General features: G+C 65.1%; 20 protein-coding genes, 1 other RNA gene and 4 pseudogenes. 16 read left to right on the forward strand and 9 right to left on the reverse strand.

Features of this window, described 5'->3' with window-relative positions; genetic code table 11:
* Positions 1 to 147 precede the first annotated feature (147 nt).
* Entirely contained in the window at positions 148 to 738 is a 591-nt protein-coding gene (locus DL544_RS21725) for a hypothetical protein (RefSeq protein ID WP_255313095.1), read from the forward strand.
* Here the strand turns inward: DL544_RS21725 and DL544_RS08390 are convergent.
* On the reverse strand, positions 701 to 979 hold the full coding sequence (locus DL544_RS08390; protein ID WP_139728093.1) for a helix-turn-helix domain-containing protein: 279 nt from the start codon (positions 977 to 979) through the stop codon (positions 701 to 703). The two genes, DL544_RS21725 and DL544_RS08390, sit on opposite strands and share 38 nt — an antisense overlap.
* Before the next feature lie 171 nt (positions 980 to 1,150).
* Here DL544_RS08390 and DL544_RS08395 point away from each other — a divergent pair, with 171 nt between their 5' ends.
* The 5 genes from DL544_RS08395 to DL544_RS21245 all read left to right on the forward strand — a co-directional run bounded on the left by DL544_RS08395 (position 1,151) and on the right by DL544_RS21245 (position 5,206).
* Complete coding sequence (locus tag DL544_RS08395; protein WP_139726981.1) at positions 1,151 to 1,465, forward strand: hypothetical protein; 315 nt, start codon at positions 1,151 to 1,153, stop codon at positions 1,463 to 1,465.
* 478 nt (positions 1,466 to 1,943) lie between these two features.
* On the forward strand, positions 1,944 to 2,909 hold the full coding sequence (locus tag DL544_RS08405) for a DNA cytosine methyltransferase (protein WP_255313098.1): 966 nt from the start codon (positions 1,944 to 1,946) through the stop codon (positions 2,907 to 2,909).
* The gene (locus DL544_RS21730; protein WP_255313099.1) at positions 2,837 to 3,151 is read left to right on the forward strand and encodes a DNA cytosine methyltransferase; all 315 of its coding nucleotides are present in this window, start codon (positions 2,837 to 2,839) and stop codon (positions 3,149 to 3,151) included. The genes DL544_RS08405 and DL544_RS21730 overlap by 73 nt, the downstream gene beginning before the upstream one ends.
* Positions 3,151 to 4,068, forward strand: a complete 918-nt coding sequence (locus tag DL544_RS08410) for a NotI family restriction endonuclease (protein WP_139726983.1) — start codon at positions 3,151 to 3,153, stop codon at positions 4,066 to 4,068. The genes DL544_RS21730 and DL544_RS08410 overlap by 1 nt, the downstream gene beginning before the upstream one ends.
* 961 nt (positions 4,069 to 5,029) lie before the next feature.
* Positions 5,030 to 5,206 (forward strand): hypothetical protein, encoded by a 177-nt coding sequence (locus tag DL544_RS21245; protein ID WP_176556913.1) that lies wholly within the window; start codon positions 5,030 to 5,032, stop codon positions 5,204 to 5,206.
* A 319-nt stretch (positions 5,207 to 5,525) separates the two neighbouring features.
* On the opposite strand, the gene DL544_RS08415 is transcribed toward DL544_RS21245, so the two are convergent.
* Together DL544_RS08415 and ssrA are read right to left on the reverse strand one after the other, a co-directional pair.
* Entirely contained in the window at positions 5,526 to 7,097 is a 1,572-nt protein-coding gene (locus tag DL544_RS08415) for a tyrosine-type recombinase/integrase (protein WP_479692435.1), read from the reverse strand.
* 119 nt (positions 7,098 to 7,216) lie between these two features.
* Positions 7,217 to 7,570, reverse strand: a transfer-messenger RNA (tmRNA) gene (gene ssrA / locus DL544_RS08420).
* A 220-nt stretch (positions 7,571 to 7,790) separates the two neighbouring features.
* Here ssrA and DL544_RS08425 point away from each other — a divergent pair.
* Complete coding sequence (locus tag DL544_RS08425) at positions 7,791 to 8,363, forward strand: hypothetical protein (protein WP_065179671.1); 573 nt, start codon at positions 7,791 to 7,793, stop codon at positions 8,361 to 8,363.
* A gap of 108 nt (positions 8,364 to 8,471) precedes the next feature.
* Here DL544_RS08425 and DL544_RS08430 read toward each other — a convergent pair.
* Positions 8,472 to 8,822: pseudogene (locus tag DL544_RS08430) on the reverse strand (GNAT family N-acetyltransferase); the annotation flags it as partial.
* Positions 8,819 to 9,322 (reverse strand): SsrA-binding protein SmpB, encoded by a 504-nt coding sequence (smpB, locus tag DL544_RS08435; RefSeq protein ID WP_005416174.1) that lies wholly within the window; start codon positions 9,320 to 9,322, stop codon positions 8,819 to 8,821. The gene smpB and the pseudogene DL544_RS08430, both read right to left, overlap by 4 nt.
* 57 nt (positions 9,323 to 9,379) lie before the next feature.
* Here smpB and DL544_RS08440 point away from each other — a divergent pair, with 57 nt between their 5' ends.
* Positions 9,380 to 9,805, forward strand: a complete 426-nt coding sequence (locus tag DL544_RS08440; protein WP_005416175.1) for a type II toxin-antitoxin system RatA family toxin — start codon at positions 9,380 to 9,382, stop codon at positions 9,803 to 9,805.
* A 3-nt stretch (positions 9,806 to 9,808) separates the two neighbouring features.
* A complete protein-coding gene (locus DL544_RS08445; protein WP_005416176.1) occupies positions 9,809 to 10,066 on the forward strand; it encodes an RnfH family protein in 258 nt (85 codons plus the stop codon).
* A 34-nt stretch (positions 10,067 to 10,100) separates the two neighbouring features.
* On the opposite strand, the gene DL544_RS08450 is transcribed toward DL544_RS08445, so the two are convergent.
* Entirely contained in the window at positions 10,101 to 10,493 is a 393-nt protein-coding gene (locus tag DL544_RS08450) for an outer membrane protein assembly factor BamE (protein WP_005409234.1), read from the reverse strand.
* A gap of 103 nt (positions 10,494 to 10,596) precedes the next feature.
* Between DL544_RS08450 and fur the strand changes: the two genes are divergently transcribed.
* A complete protein-coding gene (gene fur, locus DL544_RS08455) occupies positions 10,597 to 11,004 on the forward strand; it encodes a ferric iron uptake transcriptional regulator (RefSeq protein WP_005409235.1) in 408 nt (135 codons plus the stop codon).
* 63 nt (positions 11,005 to 11,067) lie between these two features.
* On the opposite strand, the pseudogene DL544_RS08460 reads toward fur, so the two are convergent.
* Positions 11,068 to 12,322, reverse strand: a pseudogene (locus tag DL544_RS08460) (SGNH/GDSL hydrolase family protein).
* Positions 12,323 to 12,419: 97 nt separating this feature from the next.
* Between DL544_RS08460 and DL544_RS08465 the strand changes: the two are divergent.
* Positions 12,420 to 13,337, forward strand: a complete 918-nt coding sequence (locus tag DL544_RS08465) for a LysR family transcriptional regulator (RefSeq protein ID WP_139726985.1) — start codon at positions 12,420 to 12,422, stop codon at positions 13,335 to 13,337.
* A gap of 134 nt (positions 13,338 to 13,471) precedes the next feature.
* Here DL544_RS08465 and recN read toward each other — a convergent pair whose 3' ends face one another.
* Complete coding sequence (gene recN, locus DL544_RS08470) at positions 13,472 to 15,133, reverse strand: DNA repair protein RecN (RefSeq protein ID WP_139726986.1); 1,662 nt, start codon at positions 15,131 to 15,133, stop codon at positions 13,472 to 13,474.
* A 114-nt stretch (positions 15,134 to 15,247) separates the two neighbouring features.
* Here recN and hrcA point away from each other — a divergent pair, with 114 nt between their 5' ends.
* The 4 genes and pseudogenes from hrcA to dnaJ all read left to right on the forward strand — a co-directional run bounded on the left by hrcA (position 15,248) and on the right by dnaJ (position 20,272).
* Positions 15,248 to 16,312: a heat-inducible transcriptional repressor HrcA gene (gene hrcA, locus DL544_RS08475; RefSeq protein ID WP_005416180.1), complete on the forward strand. Its 1,065-nt coding sequence runs from the start codon at positions 15,248 to 15,250 to the stop codon at positions 16,310 to 16,312.
* 63 nt (positions 16,313 to 16,375) lie between these two features.
* Positions 16,376 to 16,891, forward strand: a complete 516-nt coding sequence (grpE, locus tag DL544_RS08480; RefSeq protein ID WP_005416181.1) for a nucleotide exchange factor GrpE — start codon at positions 16,376 to 16,378, stop codon at positions 16,889 to 16,891.
* Positions 16,892 to 17,071: 180 nt separating this feature from the next.
* Positions 17,072 to 18,993: pseudogene (gene dnaK / locus DL544_RS08485) on the forward strand (molecular chaperone DnaK).
* 154 nt (positions 18,994 to 19,147) lie between these two features.
* The gene (gene dnaJ / locus DL544_RS08490) at positions 19,148 to 20,272 is read left to right on the forward strand and encodes a molecular chaperone DnaJ (protein ID WP_065179664.1); all 1,125 of its coding nucleotides are present in this window, start codon (positions 19,148 to 19,150) and stop codon (positions 20,270 to 20,272) included.
* A 122-nt stretch (positions 20,273 to 20,394) separates the two neighbouring features.
* Here the strand turns inward: dnaJ and DL544_RS08495 are convergent, their stop codons facing one another.
* Positions 20,395 to 21,192 carry an AraC family transcriptional regulator gene (locus tag DL544_RS08495; RefSeq protein WP_139726987.1) on the reverse strand — a complete coding sequence of 266 codons (798 nt, stop codon included), beginning with the start codon at positions 21,190 to 21,192 and terminating at the stop codon, positions 20,395 to 20,397.
* 72 nt (positions 21,193 to 21,264) lie between these two features.
* Between DL544_RS08495 and DL544_RS08500 the strand changes: the two are divergent.
* Positions 21,265 to 22,462, forward strand: a pseudogene (locus DL544_RS08500) (MFS transporter).
* Positions 22,463 to 22,550: the final 88 nt, after the last annotated feature.

Consider the following 22,550-nt stretch of genomic DNA (forward strand, 5'->3'; position numbering starts at 1 on the left):
CCAGGCGCGTGCACAGCGTCCCGCTGCGCACAAAGCCGGAGCATCCATGCCCCGGCCGGCCCCCGTTGGGGCGGTCAGCAGGGAAAGGGGGCGGCAGCGGTTGAACGCGCTTCACGTAAAAACACTCAAGACAGGCAGGCGGAAATCATGGCCGGAGACCAAGCGGTAAAAAATCTAGAAGAGATCATTGAACAGATGTTTAAGGTCGCGCGCCGGGCCCTTCAGTCCAGCAACGCCACGCCTGAGCAGCGTTCTGTCTCTCGCACGCTCCTCCAACGCCGTGACGACTTGGCTGAAAAGCGCCAGGCGCATGTGGACGCTAAACAAGCCAGACAGGACGCCAGGCTGGCCCGCCGCAGGGCCGTGGCGGACGCCAACACGTTCCCGGTGCCCACGGATTTCGGTTCTACACTGCTGCGCAAGGTGGGACGGCCCACCGCGAAGGACCGGGCCGCGCAGGCGATGCAAGAAAAGAGGCAGCAGGCCAGGCTCCAAGAGCAGCAGGCCCGCGCGTTGCGCGAACAGACCAAAGAAGCCACAGACAAGGCCGGGGTGGCGTTCGAGCTGGCAACGGTGGATTTTCTGACGCAGTTCCCGCACCAGTTCCCGCCCGTCAAACCCACTGCCGAGCTTGCACCGACGCACGACATGGCCTCCACGCGACCGACCCTAGACCAGGCTGTTCAACCACCGGAGCCGGTCAGTCCGGGCCGCCGTCCGTTGCCTCCGCGGCCTTGAGGATCGCCGCGACGGCCCTGGCCCGTTGCTCGGGCGACAGCTGGGCCAGCGCCAGCACGGCGTCGGCCATCGCCTCGTCCTCGGCGACCAGGTAGGCCATTGGCACCTGCAACACCTCGGCCAACTTCCCCAGGCCGTCCAAGTCGATGCCCCTGGCCTGGCTCTCGTAGCGGTTGACCCGGTTGGCGGCCACGTGCTTTTCAAGCCCCATGAGCAGCCCCAAGGCCCGTTGGCTGGGCACGTCGCGTAGCGCACGGGCCTGCTTCAGCCGAGCCGCAAAGAGTTGGCGTGGGTTGGGTGGGGCCTTGGGCACGGGCAGGACCGAAACGACGAGCAGACCACAGCATGACGGCGGGGCTCCCTTTGAGGTAGTTTCTACCTGAAAGGTAGCATCCCGCTGCCTGCCAATGGAATGCCGATGAGCTACCAGCCTGTGCCCACCGTCTCGGTGATGACCCCGCAAGCCCGTTTCACCCTGTGCTTTTGCCTTGCCGTCCTGTTGACGGGGCCGTTTGGGCTGGTCCTTGGGCCGGTCTCGTCGCGCCTGCTGCGGCGGAAGGCAGAACGGCTTCATCCGGGAGCCGCCTATGCCGCAGCCCAGCGCAGTGCGGGGCATTTCAACGCAGGCCAACTTTGGGCAATCACTCTTTGTGGCATTTTTGGCATCATCGGCCTCCTGATGTTGCTTCCAACGTTGCTCTTCCTCGCGCTCAGCGTCGTCGCGTAGAGAGGTTCCATCCAGAGCGCAGCGTGGGATCCCATTCAGGACCCTGGCGACCGTCGGCATGACAAAGGAGCACATGTGGCTCCGTTTGGTTGGCTTCCTGTCTCATCTCACGAGACGGGAAGCCGCTACTATGACCGACTACGTAAGGTTCTTCCCGACAGCCGCCGATCCGGCTCCGGTTCGAGCCCCCGGGTAGGGCCTCGCCAGTTGCCGATGGGCACATATTTGGATACACAAACGTGTATCCATGCGACACTTAAGCCATGATGAGCAAAGATGCTGGACTTCGTATCCGCGTGGCGCTGCAACTCCGCGAGGCGTTCCAAGCGGCGTGTTTGGCCGAAAATCGGCCAGCATCAGAAGTTCTGCGTGAGTTCATGCAGGCATTCGCCGACCGGCGTCAAGACGGACGGCAACCGGACATGTTCGCGGCACCTGCTACCAGAAAGAGGCGCCGATCAACCAAGAGAAATACGATATGAGCCTCAAATCATTGGACTTGTTTGCAGGTGCGGGCGGCCTGTCCGAGGGGCTGCGCGAAGCAGGGTTTACGCCGCTTTATGCCAACGAGATTTCGCCTCGCTATGCTCAGACCTATGCGATTAACCATCCGAAGACTCAGGTGGACAGCCGCGATATCCGGCAGGTCGATGCACGTAAAATCCGCAATCGCCTCGGATTGAAGCGAGGCGAGCTTGACTTGGTGGCTGGCGGTCCGCCGTGCCAAGGGTTTTCGATCAATGCGCCGAAGCGTTCCACCGAGGATAGGCGGAATCATCTATTCCGAGAATACCTGCGTTTCGTCGCCGAATTTCAGCCGCGCACGGTCATGATTGAAAACGTGCCCGGCATGGTGTCGTATGAGGGCGGAGCGACACTGGATGCGATCCTTGAATCACTGAAACAGCTTGGCTACGACGCCGACGTGCGCATCCTGTATGCGCCCCATTACGGCGTCCCCCAAACCCGGTGGCGAACGATCATTCTTGGCGGGCGAGATGGCCTGAACCCTGCGGAACTATTCCCTGAACCGCTGCGCAGCGCGCCAGTCCGTGTGAACTTCACTGCACAGTTTGCCGGTCGGAGTCTGGTCGCCCTGCCACGTTCGCTGGAACTGCCGTCACATGTCACAGTGCGTGATGCCATCGGTGATTTGCCCATTCTGACCAATGGTGAACTCGGTGCGGCAGAGAAGCCTTATGGGAGTGTGGCCAGCAATCCATATCAGCAGCTGATGCGCATTGGATCGACAGGGGTAACTTGTCACGAGGCCCCGCGATTGGGCAAAATAAACATGGATCGCCTGGCTTTCATTCCGCCAGGCGGAAACTGGACGGACATTCCCGAAGCGCTGCTGCCGCGGGGATGCGCATGGCGCGGCGCAGTGACCACACTAAGCGTTATGGGCGTGTCGACCCTGATGGTTTGGCATCGACCATCTTGACGAAATGTGATCCGCATTGGGGAGCTTACTTCCACTACGATCAAGAGCGTGCTTTCACGGTGCGCGAGGCAGCGCGCATTCAGTCATTCCCCGACACCTATATGTTCTGCGGCTCCCGGGTAGAGCAATACGAACAGGTCGGCAATGCTGTTCCGCCGTTGTTGGGCGCGGCCGTGGGTCGAGCCATCGCCCACGCGCTTCAAAGTGGGCGCAAGTCTCGTCGCAAAGTCGGCGCAGCCTAATGGCGGGAAAAATATGGGAGTTCTTCGGGTATCGCGCTGATGACTGCTCAGCAGCCGCTGTGCAGGCCGCAGACTCTAGACAATGCCCATTTCTAGGCGAGGTTTGCGAAAAGCGTCTGAGCGATGGCGAGATAGCGGGCGTTTGCACTATCAAACCGGTAAAGTCTGAGCCAGTGATCTGCTGCCCGATTCGCTTATACGCCGAGAACTACAAGGTGCTGTCCGACGTGGCGCGCATCGCATTCGGCGGGGATCTGCTGTTGTTTGCTGGTGCTGAAGCCGCCAAGATTGCACGACGTGAAGAGCGACCGGTGGTTGCAGTATTCGGCAAACGCTGGGGTGGCGAACTGCGTCTCCCCCAGAAGGACGGCATAGGAAGCTACTTCGTCGATTGGGTTTTGGCGCTACTAGATGCCAAAGGCGCTTTGCAGGAGTTTATCGCCGTCGAAGTGCAGACTATTGACACCACTGGCAACTACCGCAACGGACGGCAGGGCCTGCTGACGCCGACACGAACGAACCCGGCGACGACGGCAGGTCTAAACTGGGAAAACGTAAACAAACGTATCTTGCCGCAGCTTATCTACAAGGGACAGGTTTTGCAGCGAGAGGAACTATGCCGCAAGGGCTTGTTCTTCGTCTCACCCGGGCCCGTGTATCAGCGCATCATGGGCCGGCTAGGCGGTGCTGCCGGCTTGGTGCGCTATGCACTACAACCGGCTTCGATTACTTTCCTTGCCTACGAACACGACACAGCGCTGAATCTGCCTGCCGGCGCACTTGTTCCTTTGCGTGCGTTAATGCCGCACTCAACGACGGTCTACAAGGTGCAGGAGGCGTTCAACAACGTGACGCTGCCCGACGAGAATGTCTATCGAGACGCCATCGTGGCTGCGCTGAGCGGGCCACGACGATAACCGAGCGGCCCAGCTTTAAGAAAGCTAAGCTACGGGCGGCTGGCGCGGCACGAAACTCATCTTTTAGATGATGCGCTTGCCATCTCGCAGGTTTCCAAGAATAAAACGCCCCCGGCTTGACAAAAGCCGAGGGCGTTTTATTTTGATTTCACGGCCCCCGAGTTTGACCGACTCGGAGGCGAGCAAGGTAGATGACAGCTACGACATGCCCAGGCAAGGCCCCTTGAGGCCACTCTAACAAGCCTGGACGGACCCGCAAGCCCCTCCTCCTTTCTCTCCTCCCTGTCTGCCCAGCCCGAAGGCCGTTGGTAGCCGTAACTCGTTGCCGGTGGAAAGACCGGCTGCGCACAAGGAGAACTGGGAGCCCGCAAGGGCTTGGGTTGACCCCACCAGGGTGCGCAGGCTTTGAAGCAGGGGGACCGGGCGCTGTATGGCCTGCAACCTGCGCCAACCAGGTAGTTCAAGCGTCGCAGAGGCGTGGGGAGTGCTCAATCTGGCCCCACTCGTGTGCCCTGTCGCGGTCCGACTATCAGCGGTTTGTGGCCCAAGGATGGCAGCTAGGATGATATTTCTCAGCGACGGCTGGGGAGCGGGCAAGCCCACAGGAGAGACGCCACATAGTGGTGACGGAACCCTGAGCCGGCGCGGTTGGACCGCGTGAATCCGTCGTAGCGGTGTAGTCCTTCTATCACCGCGCCCGACTGTCGGGCCGTCCTTCGGGGCGGTAACCAACGGGGGCCAAGTCACCCCTGCCGCTTCGCGCGGAGGTCCTAGGGGAGACTTTGCCCTTCATCGTCGGGGGAGCCGGAGGCGACCCCCAAGATGAAGGGCAAAGCAGGGGAGCTTAGCGAAGCTTTAAGGGGAAGAAAGGCAGGCATGTGCAGGCTTTTCCTGTTTCAGAAAAGCACATCGGCGCGCGCCGACCCCTTGCGCATCCAGTGAGATGCGCTAAAAACTGCCGATGGACAGTGCCACCCGCCGAGCCGCCGCCAAAGCGGCAGACAAACTTCTGAAAGCCGCCGGTTACGACACGCGGGGCAAGAACCTGCGCAAGACCATGAAGAAGAAGCGCAAAGCGGCCCATGTTGCCCGTCAAGGGAAAAAGACCGGGAAAATGCGCGGCAGCCTGGCGCGCTGAAAAATATTTCACCGGTTGTTAGGTTAAAGACTTGCACCCGTCAGAAAAACATGACAAAACATCGATGTCGGCGGTTTCCCTGCGTTAGCAGGGGTTTTACAAACCAGCCTCGGGCTTGGTGCTGTTGTTCCCCACGTCAGCGGGGATGACCCGAGATTCACCGCCCTATGGGTGGCTTAGAAAAAAGCTTTACCCGCCGACACGTTCACCGCCCTTTGGGGCGGATAGTAGGTTCCCCCATTGGGGTAGTGAATCCTGGTGATGCTACTAGTATTCAGTCACGTTCCCCCATTGGGGATAGCAACACCAAAGCCCTCGCTCATGCGGGGGCTTTGCTTTTCTTGGCTTGGCGCGTCTTGGCGGCTTTCTCCCTGCGTCGCTCGATGTGGGCCACTTGCTTGAAGGCACGGTCAAACTGCCCCGGCACATAAGCCGGCAGCGCAACAGGCGGCCCGTATTCGTTCAGCGCTGCAAAGCGCTTGGGGATGGTGCCGGGGTTCACGTAATGCTTGAGGCCGCTGGGAAGGGTCAGGTCGTGCCCCGTGATTTCTTGAGTCACTTGGATGGCCGTCCCAAGTTCGTTGACCAGCGTGTTGGCCACGTTGTGGCGGAAGCAATGGAAGGATTTCAAGCGGCCGGTGAGGCCGCGCTTGATGGCGTAGGCGCGGAACTGGTCGCCCATCGTGTCCCCGTAGCCGCCGGCTTCCGAATGCTGGAGGTGCGGGAACAGGCGGTCGAATCCGGCGCGCTTCACGTCCTCGACGAACGCCAGGAACCCCGCCTGCAGCACTGCGTCGGACAAGGGGACGAAACGCGAGGAATGCGCGTTCTTCAATCGCTGGTCCGGGCGCAGGGCGCGGATGTGGATGCCCCAATGGCCGCCCACCTCGGCCACGTCATCGACGTAGAGTTGGGCCAGCTCGTTGACGCGCGCCCCCGTCGCCACGCCCAGGATGGAGCCGAACCAGCGGTGCGGGTATTTGCTGGCCCACAGCGGGAATGCTTCGGTATCAAAGAGCGCGGCCAGCTCTTCCGGCGTGAACGGTTCGCGGGTCGGGGCGTCGGTTTGGGACTTGGAGCGATTCATGATGGCCTTGTGCGGGGCTTTGGGGATAAGGGCCTCGTCGGCCTGGGCGTTGAAGAAAGCGGCCAGATGGTCGCGGCGCTTCTCCTGGGTGCGTTCCAGCAGGGTCGGGTGTCCGCCTCTTTTGGCCTTCGCCAGCACTTCCTTGGGCGTCAGGCCACGGAACACGGCTTTCTTGCTGGCGTTGGCCGGGTAGACCGCCAGCGCATCAAGAAACGCCCGCACGTCCGTGGCGGTGACCTCCTCAATCGGCTTGTCGTCGCCCAACGCCAAGAACAGCCGCAGCGTGTATTCCGTGTCCATGACGTTGCGCACGGCGCGCTGGGCCCGCCGCATATCGTTGAGGTAGACGTCGATGCGCTCGGACAGGAGCGGGCCGGCGGGAGGCGCAGGCGGTGCGGGCGGGCGTGGGGGCTCCCACCCATGCATGCCCGCCATGAGCGGGTCCTTTGCTGCGAGAGCGTTCAAGTCCTGCACGGTCTGCCGGAACAGCCGGCGGTCCTCGGTCGTGTTGATTTCCACCCCGCCCAAAGTCAGCCCGTTGGGCAGCCGCACCTGCTGGATGGTCAGGTCGTTGTGCCCGTTCTCGCGCACCCGTCGCAAGATGTCCTTGATGTCGTCGTTCATCGTCCCTGTTCGTAGCGCTTTGAATGCTTCCGAGAGTGCCACAGCCATGCGGGCAGCGACCAGTCGGGCGGCATCGCCTCGGCCGGGCAGGGCACGAACGAGGAAGCGGCAACCCAAGGCCTGGCGCAAATCCACGGGCACAAGAAAGCGGGCATAGAGCCCGCTGGCGCGCTTCGACAAGAAGGGTTTGGGCAAAACGATACCTCAAACGATACCTGAAAGGGGTATCGTTTGAGGCGCGTTTTCTACCAAAAAGCCTTGAAAAATCAATGCACTTAGCGTAGATTTCAAGGCGAGAATGGTGGAGGTGGGCGGAATTGAACCGCCGTCCGAAGGCACTCCATCCCCAGCACTACATGCTTAGCTCACCGTTGGATCTCGTCCCCGAACAGCACGGTGCGCAAAGCGCATCCGGGAACCAGCCTGTTGTGTTCTAGTGCCGGACTGACAGGCAGCCGTCCAGCGCGATTCCATGATAGTGACTCTACACCGCGAGCATGGACACAAGCGGTTTCGAGGCTTAGGCCTTAAGCGGCCAGAGCGTAGTTGTCGTCGTTGGCAACTAGAGTTTTGCAGCTGGATTTACGAGGAAAGCTACCCCCTCGGCATGCGCCAGGCGACTTCACAACCCCCGTCGAAACCAATGCACCCCGGTTTCTTCAAGTTCTGCAAGGTACAAGGCCTGCTTTCGTGTCGCCACGGTCAGTGCCTGCCCAACGCTGCCAATGCTACGCCAAAACAGCTGAACAGTCACCGGGGCAATCCACAACATGTTGTAGAGCCAGCGGCATAGCGGATTGGTAACGTCATGGGCACGAATTTGCGACACACTGGCGGCGACCATCCGAGCCAGGACAGACACGGAGACTGTGGGTGACCGAGGCAAGCCAACAACGCAGCCTGCGACAGCTGGTCGGACCCGTCGGGGCCGACTACCAGCGACGGGCATTGCCCCCTGGCTGGGTCTGGGCCGTGCTGGGCGCGCTGCTGGCGGCCACCTGCCTGACCGAACTGCCGGCCACAGCGGCCGCAGCACTGGTCGCCAGTGCGGTGGTGGTGCACTGGTCGCAGCGCGGTCGCATCCATTGGCTGGGCTGGCGCCTGCCGGGCCTGGCGGTGTTGGCGGCCCTGCTGTGGGGGCCGGAAGTGCTGTCGCAGTGGTTCGAGCACGGGCTGGCCGTGGTCCTGATGTCGCTGGCCAGCCTCAGCATCGGCGTGCATGTGTGGCAGTCGCGGCAGATGGCGCAGCAGCTCCAGGGCGCGGCCGATTCGATGGATGACGCCCAGTTGCTGGCCCTGCTGCCGGCCGACGCAGCCCAGCTGGCGCAGCGGTGGCGCGCCGGCGATGACCGGCATGCGCCCGAACTGGCGGTGGTGATGCATCTGGCCGTGATGCACGCCGCGCTGGCACCGCGCATGCGCGGGCAGGGCGTGCTGGCGGGGTGACCGGCAGGCAACTCCAGCGCCGACACGACTACGACCCGACAACGTCTTGCGCAGGTAGATCCGCTCGTGACCGGGTGGGCAGTCGGGCAGTCGCCCATACACGGTGTAGCCCTGCCGCAGGTAGAAGGCTTCGGCCTGCCAGTCGAAGGTATCCAGCATCACGCTGCGGGCGCCATGGCGGTGCGCAACGGCTTCTGCTTCCGCCAGCAGGCGCTGGCCGATGCCTCGCCCGCGCAGTTCCGGGTCCACCCACAGCACATGCACCTGCAGCCAGCCGGCACAGACGTCGGCCAGCACGCCGCCGCGCAGCGTGCCGTGCTCGTCATGCCAGGCCAGGCGGACTGGGGTCTCATCGAACGCATCGCCGCCGTGGGCCTGGTTGAAGGCCAGCAGGCGCGCGCACAACGTGCGCGTTTCATCGGCGCTGGCAGTCGCCATGGCGCCCATGGGAGTGATCATGCGTCGCGGTTGCCGCGACGCATCACGCGCTGCTTCTCGATCGCCCAGTCGCGGTCCTTGGCGGCATCGCGCTTGTCGTGGGTCTGCTTGCCCTTGGCCAGCGCGACTTCGAGCTTGATCTTGTTCTTGCTCCAGTACATCGCAGTGGGCACGATCGTGTAGCCATCGCGCTCGACCTTGCCGATCAGCTTGTCGATCTCGTTCCGGTGCAGCAGCAGCTTGCGCTCGCGCCGGTCATTGGCCACCACGTGGGTGGAGGCCTGGATCAACGGGGTGATCTGTGCACCGATCAGGTAGATCTCGCCGCGCTTCACATAGGCGTAGGCATCGATGATGTTGCCACGGCCTGCGCGGATCGACTTGACCTCCCAGCCCTGCAGGGCGAGGCCGGCCTCGAAGCGCTCTTCGATGTGGTATTCGTGGCGGGCACGCTTGTTCAACGCGATGGTTTTGTTGGCCGTCGCGCTCTTTGCTTTATCCTTGCCGCTGTTCTTGCTCATTTCCGTATTGTCTCCGATTCGGGCCCGCCCGGTCGATTGCCGAAACGTCCTGTATTCATGCCTACTATCCGCCGCAGCGCCCTGGTCGAACATTCGGCCGCGCGCATGTTCGACCTGGTCAACGACGTCCAGGCCTATCCGCGCCGTTTCCGCTGGTGCTCTGCTGCCCAGATCGTTGAGGAGGGCGAGGACCGCCTGGTGGCGCGACTGGACCTGGGCCTGGGCTCGTTCAGCACATGGTTCCAGACCGAGAACACCCTGCAGCGCCCGCACAGCATTGATATGCAGCTGCGCGATGGCCCGTTCAAGCAGCTGCACGGCCGCTGGGAATTCCATGCGCTGGCCGAGGATGCCTGCAAGGTCACCCTGACCCTGGAGTTCGAACCCAGCTCGCGCCTGCTCGGTCCGGCGCTGGCGATCGGCTTCCAAGGGCTGGCCGATCGCATGGTCAACGATTTCGTCCGCGTCGCCGACGAGGGCTGAGCGATGATCGAGGTCGAGGTGGTGCTGGCCTGGCCGCAGCGGGTGCTGTCGCGCCGCTTGCAGCTGGAAGAAGGTGCGACCGTGGCCGACGCCATTGCCGCCGCCGCGCTGGAAGGCAGTGCCGATTGCCCCGCCGTCGCCGTTCATGGTGTGCTGGCTCGCCCGCAGCAGGCACTGCTGGAAGGTGATCGCATCGAGTTGCTGCGCCCGTTGCTGGCCGACCCCAAGGACAACCGCCGGCGTCGCGCACTCGGCGGTTGATTCCGGCAGCCGTACCTGCGGACGGGCAGGGGGCTCAGCGGCCCTTCTTCTTCTTGTCCTTCGGCAGGTTGCGGCCGAACTGGCGCACGGTCTGCTGGGCCAGGGCCTTGTCGTTGCCCGGGAAGTAATCGCCTTCCCAGCGGGTCACGGTGTCATTCTCGAAGAACACCACGAAGTTCTTCACTTCGGTACGACCCAGGCGGTTCACGCGCTGGCTGGAGGTGTAGTCCCAACGCTGGGCGTGGAACGGGTCGGGAATGGACGGGGTGCCCAGCAGCGCGGTGACCTGCTGCTTGCTCTGCCCGACCTGCAGCTTGGCCACGGCATCTTCCCGGATCAGGTTGCCCTGATAGATGGGTTGCTTGTAGATGATGCCGCACCCGGTGGTGGACAGGGCGACGGCGGCGACCAACAGGAGATTGCGCATCGGGACTGGCGGTTGGGGAAATCAAACCGATGATACACTCCCGGCGTGCCACCGCGACCCAATCCGAGGCAGCTGGCGCTAAATCGCCAATGAACGGAGACCTATGGAAACCCACGACCTGCGTAAAGTCGGCCTGAAGGTGACCCATCCGCGGATGCGGATCCTGGCGCTGCTCGAGCAGCGCAATGCCCAGCACCACATGACCGCCGAAGACATCTACCGCCAGCTGCTGGAGCACGGCGACGAGATCGGCCTGGCCACGGTGTACCGGGTGCTGACCCAGTTCGAGGCCGCCGGCCTCGTGCTCAAGCACAATTTCGAGGGCGGCCAGGCGGTCTACGAACTGGACCGTGGCGGCCACCACGACCACATGGTCGACGTGGACAGTGGCAAGATCATCGAGTTCGAAAGCCACGAGATCGAGGAGCTGCAGCGCAAGATCGCCGCAGACCATGGCTACGAGCTGGAAGAGCACTCGCTGGTGCTGTACGTGCGCAAGAAGCGCAAGTAATCCGTTCCGGCCAGCTGGATGCGACGAAACCCCGGGCCTGCCCGGGGTTTTTCGTTGATGGGGTCAGAGCCCTTTCCGTTCAGGTAAGGGATCCGACCCCTTGCGGCCCAGCAGGATCTCCAGGTCCACCGCCTCAGCCATGGCCCGGTTGCCGGCATCACCCGGGTGGAGGTGGTCGCCGGAGTCGTAGGCCACGGCCATCCGTGAGGGATCGGCCGGGTCGCGCAGCGCCGCGTCCAGGTCGATCACCGCGTCGAACGGGCTGTCCGTGCGCAGCCAGGCATTGAGCTGGCGGCGCAGGGTGTCCTTGTCCGGTTGGTAGTAGTCGTCCAGCGGCGTGCCGGGCAGGGCGCCAGCGAACGGTGGCAAGGTAGCGCCCACGATCCGCACACCTCGGCGGCGGGCCTGTTCTGCCAGCGCGCGATACCCGCCTGCAGCTCGCTCAGCGTGGGTCGGGCCTGGTTGCGGGCGAATGCGGTACCTGGCCAGCTGATGTCATTGATGCCGATCAGCACGATCACACTGGATACCGCAGGCTGGTCCAGCGCGTCGCGCCGGAAGCGGACCAGGGCGGATTCACCCATGCCGTCGCGCAGCAGCCGCCCCCGGAAATGCCGGCGTTCACCACGGCTATGCCCCGCGCTGCCAGGAGCGCGGCCAGATGATCGGTCCAGCGCTGGTCCTGGTCGAGGCTGGCGGTGGCACCGTCGGTGATCGAATCCCCGATCACCACCACGCTGCGCGCGTCGGTGTCGGCCTCGACGTCAATTCCGGTCAGCAGCAGGCGGGCGGTGGTGCTGCTGGCTGCGCTCAGGGCCTGGGCCCGGCTCTGGTCGCCAGGGGCGATCCAGCTGGTCTGGCGGCCTTCCCAATGGAACGTCTGAACGGTTGCCGGCCCCGGCACAAAGACGCTGACCTGCAATGCCTGGCGGTCATCCGTGGCCAGCGGGAGCGGATCGCTCAGCTGTTCCTGACCGGGCCCGATCAACACCCCGGGCTGGCCGCCGAAGCTGAGCGGTTGCGGGATGGCGCCCGCGCGTGCGGCCACGCTGGCCGCCCCGATCCGCAGCGGCCGGGTGCCGTAGGCATTGCTCAGCCGCACCCGCAGCCGCGGGCCGCCCAGGCTGACACGCACCGTCTGGCGGAAGGTCTGGTCCTGCAGCGTGGCCGGGACCAGGGTCGGGAACAGGAAATCCGCGTTCCAGACCGGCTGCGGGCTGGCCTGCCAGCTGGCGACCCAGTGCGGGGCGGATGCGGCACTGGCGGCGCCGGACACGGCGAGCAGGGCGGTGGTGGTGAGCTGGCTCAAGCGGTTCATCGGGCAGTCCCGAGTGGAGGGACCGCCATGGTGATTCCGTGCTTATCTGTGAACTAGACTGCGCACGGACAATCATCTGTGAACTGGATTCATCGCCATGGCGCGACCCGACATCAACCGATCCGGCGAACTGGAAGTGTTCGTGCGGGTGATCGAGACCGGTGGCTTTTCCGCTGCGGCCCGCACGCTGGACATGACGCCGTCGGCGGTCAGCAAGCTGGTGGCGCGGCTGGAGCAACGGCTGGGCACGCGCCTGCTGCAACGCTCCACCCGCCAGCTGCAGCTGACCCCGGAAGGCTGCGCGTTCTACGAGCGTGGCCTGCGCGTGCTGGCCGACCTGGACGAGGCCGAGCGTTGTGCCAGCGCCCATGCCGAGCCGCGCGGGCGGCTACGGGTCAACTCCAACGTGCCGTTTGGCCGCCATTTCCTGTTGCCGCTGCTGCCGGCGTTTCTTGAGCGTAACCCGCAGGTGGGCGTGGACCTGACCCTCAACGACGAGGTGATCGACCTGCTGGAGCAGCGCACCGACGTGGCAGTGCGGGCCGGGCCGCTGAAGAGCTCCAGTCTGGTGGCGCGACGGCTGGGCGCGACGCGGATGTTGATCGTGGCTGCACCGGCCTACGCGCAGCGGCACGGGCTGCCACGCACTGCCGAGGAGCTGCAGTCGCACAACCGGCTGGACATAGGCCATGCTCGTGCGATGCAGGGGTGGCCGTTGCTGCAGGAGGGGCGCGAGCGGATGCTGCTGCCCAGTGGCAATGCCCGCGCCAGCAACGGCGATGCGCTGCGCCAGCTGGTGCTGGGCGGGCTGGGCATGGCGCGGCTGGCGGCATTCCAGGTGCAGGAGGACATTGCTGCCGGGCGCTTGCTGCCGGTGCTGGAAGAGGCCAATCCCGGTGACCTGGAAGAGGTGCACGCGGTGTTCCTCGGGCAGGGCGGTTACCTGCCGCTGCGGGTGCGCGCGTTCCTCGATTTCCTGGTGGAGAACGTGGATCTGGCGCGGCCATTGGGGTGATACGGGTAGTGCCGGCCGCTGGCCGGCAACCTCACGATCATCGTCCACCGGTGTTGGGTTGCCGGCCAGCGGCCGGCACTACCGTGCGGGTGGGTTGTAGATCCACGCCATGCGTGGATAACCGTGAACAGGCCTCAGGCCTGCAGCAGCTTGCGGGCGGCGGCGCGCGCTTCCTTGCTCACTTCCACGCCGCCGAGCATGCGCGCCAGCTCTTCTTCGCGCGCCTTGTTGTCCAGCTTTTCCACTGCGCTCTGGGTCATGCCTTCCACCGGGGCCTTGCTGACCCGGTAATGGGCGTGGCCCTTGGAGGCGACCTGCGGTAGGTGGGTCACGCACAGTACCTGGCGCTTCTCGCCGAGCGCGCGCAGCTTCTGGCCGACGATGTCAGCCACCGCGCCGCCGATGCCGGAGTCGACCTCGTCAAACACCATGGTCGGCACCGCATCCAGGTCCAGCGAGGCCACTTCGATGGCCAGCGAAATACGTGACAGTTCACCGCCCGAGGCCACCTTGCGCAGGGCGCGCGGCGGTTGGCCGGCGTTGGCCGCCACCAGGAACTCGACGCGCTCGGCACCCTGCGGGTCGGGCTTGCCGCTGTCCTGTGGCTCCAGTTCGATCAGGAACTGGCCGCCGCCCATGCCGAGCTCGGCGATGATGCCGGTGGTGGTGGCCGACAGTTCGGCAGCGGCGCTGCGGCGGCTGGCGGTCAGCACTTCAGCCTGTACGCGCCAGGCGGCGGCGGCCTTGTCGATCTCGCCGGCCAGGCGCTGCAGGCGCTCATCGGCACCGCGCAGTTGCTCCACTTCGGCATGCATGCGCTCACGTTGCGCGCCCAGCTCGTCCATCGGCACGCGGTGCTTGCGGGCTAGGTCGTGCAGGCGGCCGAGGCGGCGCTCGTTCTCCTCGAACTGTTCCGGGTCGGCGTCGAGGTCGTCATGCACCCGGTCCAGCAGCGACAGGGCTTCGTGCAGCTGGATCGAGGCGTTCTCGATCAGGCCGTCCACCTCGCCCAGGCGCGGGTCGTGCTCGACCAGCCGCGACAGCTCGTGGCGCACTTGCTGCAGCAGGTCCAGCGCGGAGCTGCCGTCTTCACCGTTGAGCTGGTTGCTGGCCGCCTGGCAGGCGCTCAGCAGGGCGCTGGCGTGGGCCTGGCGACGGTGGCTGGCGCCAAGCGCGGCAATCGATTCCGGTTCCAGGTCCTCGCGGTCCAGTTCGCGCAGCTGGTGCTCCAGGAAGCCGATCCGGTCACTGACGTCGCCCTGTTGCGACAACGCCAGCGATTCATCGACCAGTGCCTGCCAGGCCGCGGCGGCGTGGCGCACCTGGCGGCGCTCGTTCTCGTTGCCGGCATAGGCATCCAGCAGGGCCAGCTGCGACGGGCGCGCCAGCAGCGCCTGCTGTTCATGCTGGCCGTGGATCTCCACCAGCAGCGAGGCCAGGTCGCCCAGCTGTGCCAGCGTCACCGGGCGGCCATTGATCCAGGCCCGCGAGCCGCCGTCGGCGCGGATCACGCGGCGCAGCTGGCATTGGTCCTCGTCGTCCAGCTCGTTGTCGGCCAGCCACTGGCGGGCGGCCTGCAGCTGCTCCAGCGCGAACTCGGCGGAAAGCTCGGCGCGTGCGGCACCATGGCGGACCACGCCGCTGTCAGCGCGCAGGCCGGACAGGAAGCCCAGTGCGTCGACCATCAGCGACTTGCCGGCGCCAGTCTCGCCTGAAACCACGGTCATGCCTGGCCCGAACTCCAGTTCGGTGGCGCGGACGACGGCGAAATCCTTGATCGAAAGATGTCTGAGCATGGGTAAGGGGTGTCAGCAGCCGCGCAACGCTAGCACGCGGGCGCGGGAGGTCCAATGACTTGCCAAGGCGATGCGCCGCCATTATCTAGTGTCCGTGTCTCACAGGTTGATTCCATGCACGGTTCTCCCGACCAGCTTGCCCCGCGTGCGCGCCACCTGCTGCGCACGCTGATCGCGCGATATATCCAGGACGGCGAGCCGGTCGGCTCGCAGACGCTGGCGCGCGTGGCCGGCCTGGAGGTCAGCCCGGCCACCATCCGCAACATCCTGGGCGACCTGGAGGATCTGGGCCTGCTGGCCTCGCCACATACCTCGGCCGGCCGCGTCCCGACCGCGCATGGCTACCGGGTGTTCGTCGACAGCCTGCTGCAGATGCAGCCGCCGGGCGAGGGCGAGCTGGCCCGGTTGCGCCAGGAACTGGCCGGTGGCGGCAGCACCCAGGCCCTGCTCGGCAGCGCCTCGGAGCTGCTGTCGGCGATGAGCCACTTCGTCGGCGTGGTCAGCGCACCGCGGCGCGAGCAGTTCGCCTTCCGCCAGATCGATTTCGTGGCGCTGGATGGGCGCCGGGTGCTGGCGATCCTGGTATTTGCCGACAACGAGGTGCAGAACCGGGTGATCGAGACCCGGCAGGAGTTTGCGCCAGGCCAGCTGGAGCAGGTCGCCAACTACCTCAATGCGCATTTCGCCGGCCTGCCGATGGCCGAGATCCGTACCCGACTGCTGCTGGAGCTGCGCGACGCCCGGTCCGAACTGGAGCAGTTGCTGGCCCACAGCATCGAACTGGCCGAGCAGGCCCTGCAGCCGGCGGCCGACGACATGCTGGTGGCCGGGCAGACCCGCTTGATGGGCGTGCAGGACCTGTCCGACCTGGAGCGCCTGCGCGAACTGTTCGAGCTGTTCTCCAGCAAGCGCGAGATCCTGCAGCTGCTGGAGCGGACCATCCAGGCGCCGGGGGTGCGCATCTTCATCGGCGAAGAGACCGGAATGATGCCGCTGCAGGGCGTCTCGCTGGTCACTGCCCCGTACACCGCCAATGGCCAGGTGCTGGGCGTGCTGGGCGTGATCGGTCCCAAGCGGATGGCCTACGACCGGGTGATCCCGCTGGTCCAGGCCACCGCCGATGTGCTTGGCGCGGCCTTTTCACCGGCCGGACGCACGCCGGGAACATCCGACGCTTGAAACGCAGCATCCCGCCCACACTAGGGTGGGTGGAGGCGGAGAGTGACCGCCAGGGACCCAGACATGAACCACGAACATCCAGATATCGAATCCCAGCAGAGTGCCGCCGATGCGGCTGCCACCGCCGGCGTCAACGACGAAGTCGAGCGCCTGCGCGCCGAAGTCGAGCAGGTCAAGGCCGATGCGCTGCGTGAGCGCGCCGACCTGGAAAACCAGCGCAAGCGTGTTGCCCGTGACATCGAGCAGGCCCGCAAGTTCGCCAACGAGAAGCTGCTGGGCGAGCTGCTGCCGGTGTTCGACAGCCTGGATGCCGGCCTGAAGGCCGCCGGCGACGACCCGCACCCGCTGCGCGAAGGCTTGGAGCTGACCTACAAGCAGCTGCTGAAGGTCGCCGCCGACAACGGCCTGGCGCTGCTGGATCCGATCGGCCAGCCGTTCAACCCGGAACACCACCAGGCCATCAGCCAGGTGCCGACCCCGGGCGCTGCCCCGGGCAGCGTGGTGACCGTGTTCCAGAAGGGCTACCTGCTCAACGAGCGCCTGCTGCGGCCGGCGCTGGTGGTGGTGGCCGCCGACTGATCCGGCAGGGCCGGGCGGCGGACAGACCCGTCACCCGACCCGACGCTGAATGCGCCGGATCGTCGGAAACACAGCGTTCGGGAGGTGGCTTGAATGTTCCACGGGCCTCCCCCACATCGTATTCATCCACCGGCCGAACGGCCGGACTGACCCCAACAAGCATCCTCAGGAGTCTCCCCCATGGGCAAGATCATTGGTATCGACCTCGGCACCACCAACTCGTGCGTGGCGATCATGGACGGCGGCAAGGCCCGCGTCATCGAGAATTCGGAAGGCGATCGCACCACCCCGTCGATCGTCGCCTACACCAAGGACGGCGAAGTCCTGGTCGGTGCCTCGGCCAAGCGCCAGGCCGTGACCAACCCGAAGAACACCTTCTATGCGGTGAAGCGCCTGATCGGCCGCAAGTTCACCGATGGCGAGGTGCAGAAGGACATCGCCCACGTCCCGTACAGCATCCTGGCCCATGACAATGGCGATGCCTGGGTCGCCACCAGCGACGGCAAGAAGATGGCCCCGCAGGAAATCTCGGCCAAGGTGCTGGAGAAGATGAAGAAGACCGCCGAGGACTTCCTCGGTGAGAAGGTCACCGAAGCGGTCATTACCGTGCCGGCCTACTTCAACGACAGCCAGCGCCAGGCGACCAAGGACGCCGGGCGCATCGCCGGCCTGGACGTCAAGCGCATCATCAACGAGCCGACCGCGGCTGCGCTGGCCTACGGCCTGGACAAGGGCGACAACAAGGATCGCAAGATCGTGGTGTACGACCTGGGCGGCGGCACCTTCGACGTCTCGGTGATCGAGATCGCCAATGTCGACGGCGAGAAGCAGTTCGAAGTGCTGGCCACCAACGGCGACACCTTCCTGGGTGGCGAAGACTTCGACAACCGCGTCATCGAATATCTGGTTGAAGAATTCAACAAGGACCAGGGCATCGACCTGCGCAAGGATCCGCTGGCCCTGCAGCGCCTGAAGGATGCTGCCGAGCGCGCCAAGATCGAGCTGTCCAGCGCCCAGCAGACCGAAGTGAACCTGCCGTACGTCACCGCTGACGCGTCGGGTCCGAAGCACCTGAACATCAAGCTGACCCGCGCCAAGCTGGAAGCACTGGTGGACGACCTGATCAAGAAGTCGATCGAGCCGTGCCGCGTCGCCCTGAACGATGCCGGCCTGCGTTCGAGCGACATCAGCGAAGTGATCCTGGTCGGCGGCCAGACCCGCATGCCGAAGGTGCAGCAGGCGGTGACCGAGTTCTTCGGCAAGGAACCGCGCAAGGACGTCAACCCGGACGAAGCCGTGGCACTGGGTGCGGCGATCCAGGGCGGCGTGCTGGGCGGCGACGTCAAGGACGTGCTGCTGCTGGACGTGACCCCGCTGTCGCTGGGTATCGAAACCATGGGTGGCGTGTTCACCAAGATCATCGAGAAGAACACCACCATCCCGACCAAGGCCTCGCAGGTGTTCTCCACCGCCGAGGACAACCAGTCGGCCGTGACCGTGCACGTGCTGCAGGGTGAGCGCGAACAGGCCCGCTTCAACAAGTCGCTGGCCAAGTTCGACCTGTCCGGCATCGAGCCGGCCCGCGCGGCCTGCCGCAGGTGGAAGTGTCCTTCGACATCGACGCCAACGGCATCCTGCACGTGTCGGCCAAGGACAAGAAGACCAACAAGGAACAGAAGGTCGAGATCAAGGCCGGTTCGGGCCTGTCCGAGGAGGAGATCGCGCGCATGGTCGCCGACGCGGAAGCCAACCGCGAAGAAGACAAGAAGTTCCAGGAACTGGTGCAGGCCCGCAACCAGGCCGACGCCCTGATCCACGGCACCCGCAGCGCCATCACCGAGCACGGCAGCAAGGTCGGCGGCGATGTCATCGGCAAGGTCGAGGCGGCGCTGGCTGACCTGGAAACCGCGATGAAGGGCGACGACAAGGCACAGATCGAAGCCAAGTCGAAGGCACTGGAAGAAGCTGGCCAGTCGCTGTTCGCCGCTGCTTCGGCCGACCAGGGCGGTGCCCCGGGTGCCGACGCCGGCAATGCCGGCAAGGCGCAGGACGACGTGGTCGACGCTGAGTTCACCGAAGTCAAGGACGACAAGAAGTCCTGATCCGGACCGACGCGGGACGCTGGCCACCAGCGTCCCGTTGTCGCATCAGGGTCCTGACCGCCTACCGGCGTGTCGGGGCGCCCGACGCAAGAGCGGACCTGGTTCCGCTCTTCCGCTTTGACGAATCCCGACGTTCCGGAACCCGATTCACGATATGAGCAAGCGCGATTACTACGAAGTGCTGGGCGTTGCCCGCACCGCCACCGACGAAGAGCTGAAGAAGGCCTACCGTCGCTGCGCGATGAAGTTCCACCCGGACCGCAACCCGGGCGATACGGCGGCCGAAGCCTCCTTCAAGGAGTGCAAGGAAGCCTACGAAGTACTGTCCGACGGCAACAAGCGCCGCATGTACGACAGCCACGGCCACGCCGCGTTCGAGCATGGCATGGGTGGTGGTGGTCCGGGCGGCCCGGACATGAACGATATCTTCGGCGATATCTTCGGCAACATTTTTGGCGGTGGCGGCGGTGGTCCGCGCCAGGCCCGTCGCGGCGCCGACATCGGCTACGTGATGGAACTGGACCTGGAAGAGGCCGTGCGCGGCGTCGAGCGCCGGATCGAGATCCCGACCCTGGCCGAATGCGGCGACTGCGATGGCAGTGGCTCCGAAGACGGCAAGGTCGAGACCTGCAACGTGTGCCATGGCCGTGGTCAGGTGCGCATCCAGCGCGGCATCTTCGCCATGCAGCAGGCCTGCCACAACTGCGGCGGCCGTGGCCAGATCATCGCCAAGCCCTGCAAGACCTGCCACGGCAACGGCCGTGTCGAGGAAGACAAGGTGCTGTCGGTGAAGGTGCCGGCCGGCGTCGACACCGGCGATCGCATCCGCCTGCAGGGCGAGGGCGAGGCCGGCCCGGCCGGCACGCCGCCGGGTGATCTGTACGTGGAAGTGCGCGTGCGCGAGCATGCCATCTTCCAGCGCGATGGCGATGATCTGCACTGCGAAGTGCCGATCCGCATCTCGCAGGCGGCGCTTGGCGACACCGTGCGCGTGGCCACCCTCGGCGGCGAAGCGGAGATCCGTATCCCGGCCGAGACCCAGACCGGCAAGCTGTTCCGCCTGCGCGGCAAGGGCGTGCGTTCGGTGCGCAGCCGCAGCGAAGGCGACCTGTACTGCCGCGTGGTGGTGGAGACGCCGGTGAACCTCACCAACGAGCAGCGCAAGCTGCTGGAACAGTTCGAAGCCACCTTCGTCGGCGAGGAAGCGCGCAAGCATTCGCCGAAATCGGCCACTTTCATCGACGGCGTGAAGGGCTTCTGGGACCGGATGACGTCCTGAGTTTTTCAACGGAAGCGTTGAGCGGAAGCGCCGGGCCATGCCCGGCGTTCTCGTTTGCGATCTGCGATGGTTTCCGCCGGGCATGCGCCGCGATGGTGGATCCACGCCATGCGTGGACGGCGTTACCGGAAAAACGCCGCAGGTGTCTGCCCCAGCTGGCGCTTGAACATGCTGGTGAACGCGCTGGGGCTGTCGTAGCCCGTCGCCAGCGCGACATCGATGACCTTGTCACCGACCGCCAGCCGTTCCATCGCGGCCAGCAGCCGTGCCTGCTGCCGCCACTGGCCGAAGGTCATGCCCAGCTCGGTGGCGAAGCGCCGCTGGATGGTTTTCACGTCCACCTCCAGCGCCTGTGCCCAGTCCTGCAGTGTGGCGTCGTCGCCGGGGTGCTTCTGCAGGTGTTGGCAGATCTGCAGCAGGCGCGGGTCGCTTGGCGCAGGCAGGTGCAGAGGCAGCACGTCCATGCGATGCAGTTCGTCCAGCAGAAGGCGCACCACGCGGCCATCGCGGCTGTCCTCGATGTGCTCGCCCTTGACCAGCGTGGCGGCCTGCAGCAGCTCGCGCAGCAGGGGCGACACCTGCACCGCGAACGGCTCGGTCGGCAGGTGCGGGGCAAACGGCGGGTCGATGTACAGGCTGCGCATGTGCACGGCGGCGATGCAGTCCACCGCGTGCACCATGCCGGCCGGCATCCAGATCGCGCGGTTCGATGGCACCACCCAGCGCCCGACTTCCGACCGCACCACCATCAGGCCGGAGATGGCGTAGACCAGCTGGTGGCGCTGATGCTTGTGACCAGGGATGTGGGTACCTACGGGGTACTGGGTGACCCGATAGGTGACCGGGCGATGCAGTGGAACCTCCCGCCAGGGCGCGGCCGGATCGACGTCACTGGCTATGTCCTTTTTGCGATAGGGCATGACCTGAACGCGGCAGAAGGGAGGGAAGGGCAACCGTAGCATGCGGGGCTCGCCCCCAACCTGACTGCGTCCATGTCCACCCTGGCTTCTCCCGCAACGACCTCACGCCCGGCGGCCCCGGCGTGCTGGCCGCCATTTCCACCTCGCACGTCGTCAACGACATGATGCAGTCGCTGATCCTGGCCATCTATCCGGTGATCAAGGGTGGCTTCAATCTCAGCTTCACCCAGATCGGCCTGATCACGTTGACCTATCAGCTCACTGCGTCGATCTTCCAGCCGTTGATCGGTGTAGCCACCGACCGCCGCCCGGCACCGTATTCGCTACCGATCGGCATGGCCTCGACCTTGTGCGGCATGCTGCTGCTCGGCTTCGCGCCGAACTACGCGATGGTGCTGCTGGCAGCGGCAATGGTCGGCATCGGCTCGGCGATCTTCCATCCGGAGGCCTCGCGCATCGCGCGGCTCGCCTCGGGCGGCCGTCATGGCTTCGCACAGTCGGTGTTCCAGGTGGGGGCAATTTCGGTACCGCGTTGGGCCCGCTGATTGCGGCGGCAGTGATCGTGCCGTACGGCCAGCATGCCGCGTCGTGGTTCGCAGGCGCGGCCCTGATCGGCATCGCATTGCTGACCTATGTTGGCCGCTGGTACGCGTTGCATCTGGGCACGCCGCGCCCGGCCAGTACCGCCTCGATGGCGCCGCGCCATCCACCACGCACGGTGGCCAAGGTGCTGGCGATCCTGCTGGTGCTGATCTTCAGCAAGTACTTCTACATGGCCAGCATCGGCAGCTACTTCACCTTCTACCTGATCCACCATTTCGGCATTCCGGTGGCGCAGGCGCAGCTGCACCTGTTCGCGTTCCTGGTGGCGTCCGCCGCTGGCGGCTTCCTCGGCGGCCCGTTGGGTGACCGGATCGGCCGCAAGCCGATCATCTGGACCTCGATCCTCGGCGTGGCGCCGTTCGCGCTGATGCTGCCGCATGCCGACCTGTTGTGGACGACGGTGCTGGCGGTGCTGATCGGCTTCGTGCTGTCTTCGGCGTTCTCGGCGATCGTGGTCTATGCGCAGGAGATGATGCCGCACCGCATCGGCATGGTGTCCGGCCTGTTCTTCGGTTTCGCGTTCGGTATGGGCGGGCTGGGTGCCGCCGTGCTCGGCCTGCTGGCGGACAGAACCAGCATCGAGTACGTCTACCAGCTGACCGCGTTCCTGCCGTTGCTGGGCATCGTGGCGGCGTGGTTGCCGCCGTCGCGGCCTGCTGCTCGCTGAGAGGGTTTGGTTTGCAGGGCTTGCAGCCCTGCACCCGCAGAGGCAACGGCAACAGCCGAAGCGCGCTATCCGTGGATTGGCGGGGTGG

This window comes from Stenotrophomonas sp. pho (assembly GCF_006228405.1).
GTDB classification, from domain to species: Bacteria; Pseudomonadota; Gammaproteobacteria; order Xanthomonadales; family Xanthomonadaceae; genus Stenotrophomonas; species Stenotrophomonas sepilia.

Coding starts and splice junctions, on each gene's coding strand:
- hrcA (WP_005416180.1), top strand. CDS start 15,248: ATGCACGGTTCTCCCGACCAGCTTGCCCCGCGTGCGCGCCACCTGCTG.
- DL544_RS21725 (WP_255313095.1), top strand. CDS start 148: ATGGCCGGAGACCAAGCGGTAAAAAATCTAGAAGAGATCATTGAACAG.
- fur (WP_005409235.1), top strand. CDS start 10,597: ATGGAAACCCACGACCTGCGTAAAGTCGGCCTGAAGGTGACCCATCCG.
- DL544_RS08410 (WP_139726983.1), top strand. CDS start 3,151: ATGGCGGGAAAAATATGGGAGTTCTTCGGGTATCGCGCTGATGACTGC.
- DL544_RS08395 (WP_139726981.1), top strand. CDS start 1,151: ATGCCGATGAGCTACCAGCCTGTGCCCACCGTCTCGGTGATGACCCCG.
- grpE (WP_005416181.1), top strand. CDS start 16,376: ATGAACCACGAACATCCAGATATCGAATCCCAGCAGAGTGCCGCCGAT.
- DL544_RS08465 (WP_139726985.1), top strand. CDS start 12,420: ATGGCGCGACCCGACATCAACCGATCCGGCGAACTGGAAGTGTTCGTG.
- dnaJ (WP_065179664.1), top strand. CDS start 19,148: ATGAGCAAGCGCGATTACTACGAAGTGCTGGGCGTTGCCCGCACCGCC.
- DL544_RS08495 (WP_139726987.1), bottom strand. CDS start 21,192: ATGCCCTATCGCAAAAAGGACATAGCCAGTGACGTCGATCCGGCCGCG.
- DL544_RS08445 (WP_005416176.1), top strand. CDS start 9,809: ATGATCGAGGTCGAGGTGGTGCTGGCCTGGCCGCAGCGGGTGCTGTCG.
- smpB (WP_005416174.1), bottom strand. CDS start 9,322: ATGAGCAAGAACAGCGGCAAGGATAAAGCAAAGAGCGCGACGGCCAAC.
- DL544_RS08450 (WP_005409234.1), bottom strand. CDS start 10,493: ATGCGCAATCTCCTGTTGGTCGCCGCCGTCGCCCTGTCCACCACCGGG.
- DL544_RS21730 (WP_255313099.1), top strand. CDS start 2,837: ATGGCGCGGCGCAGTGACCACACTAAGCGTTATGGGCGTGTCGACCCT.
- DL544_RS21245 (WP_176556913.1), top strand. CDS start 5,030: ATGGACAGTGCCACCCGCCGAGCCGCCGCCAAAGCGGCAGACAAACTT.
- recN (WP_139726986.1), bottom strand. CDS start 15,133: ATGCTCAGACATCTTTCGATCAAGGATTTCGCCGTCGTCCGCGCCACC.
- DL544_RS08440 (WP_005416175.1), top strand. CDS start 9,380: ATGCCTACTATCCGCCGCAGCGCCCTGGTCGAACATTCGGCCGCGCGC.
- DL544_RS08405 (WP_255313098.1), top strand. CDS start 1,944: ATGAGCCTCAAATCATTGGACTTGTTTGCAGGTGCGGGCGGCCTGTCC.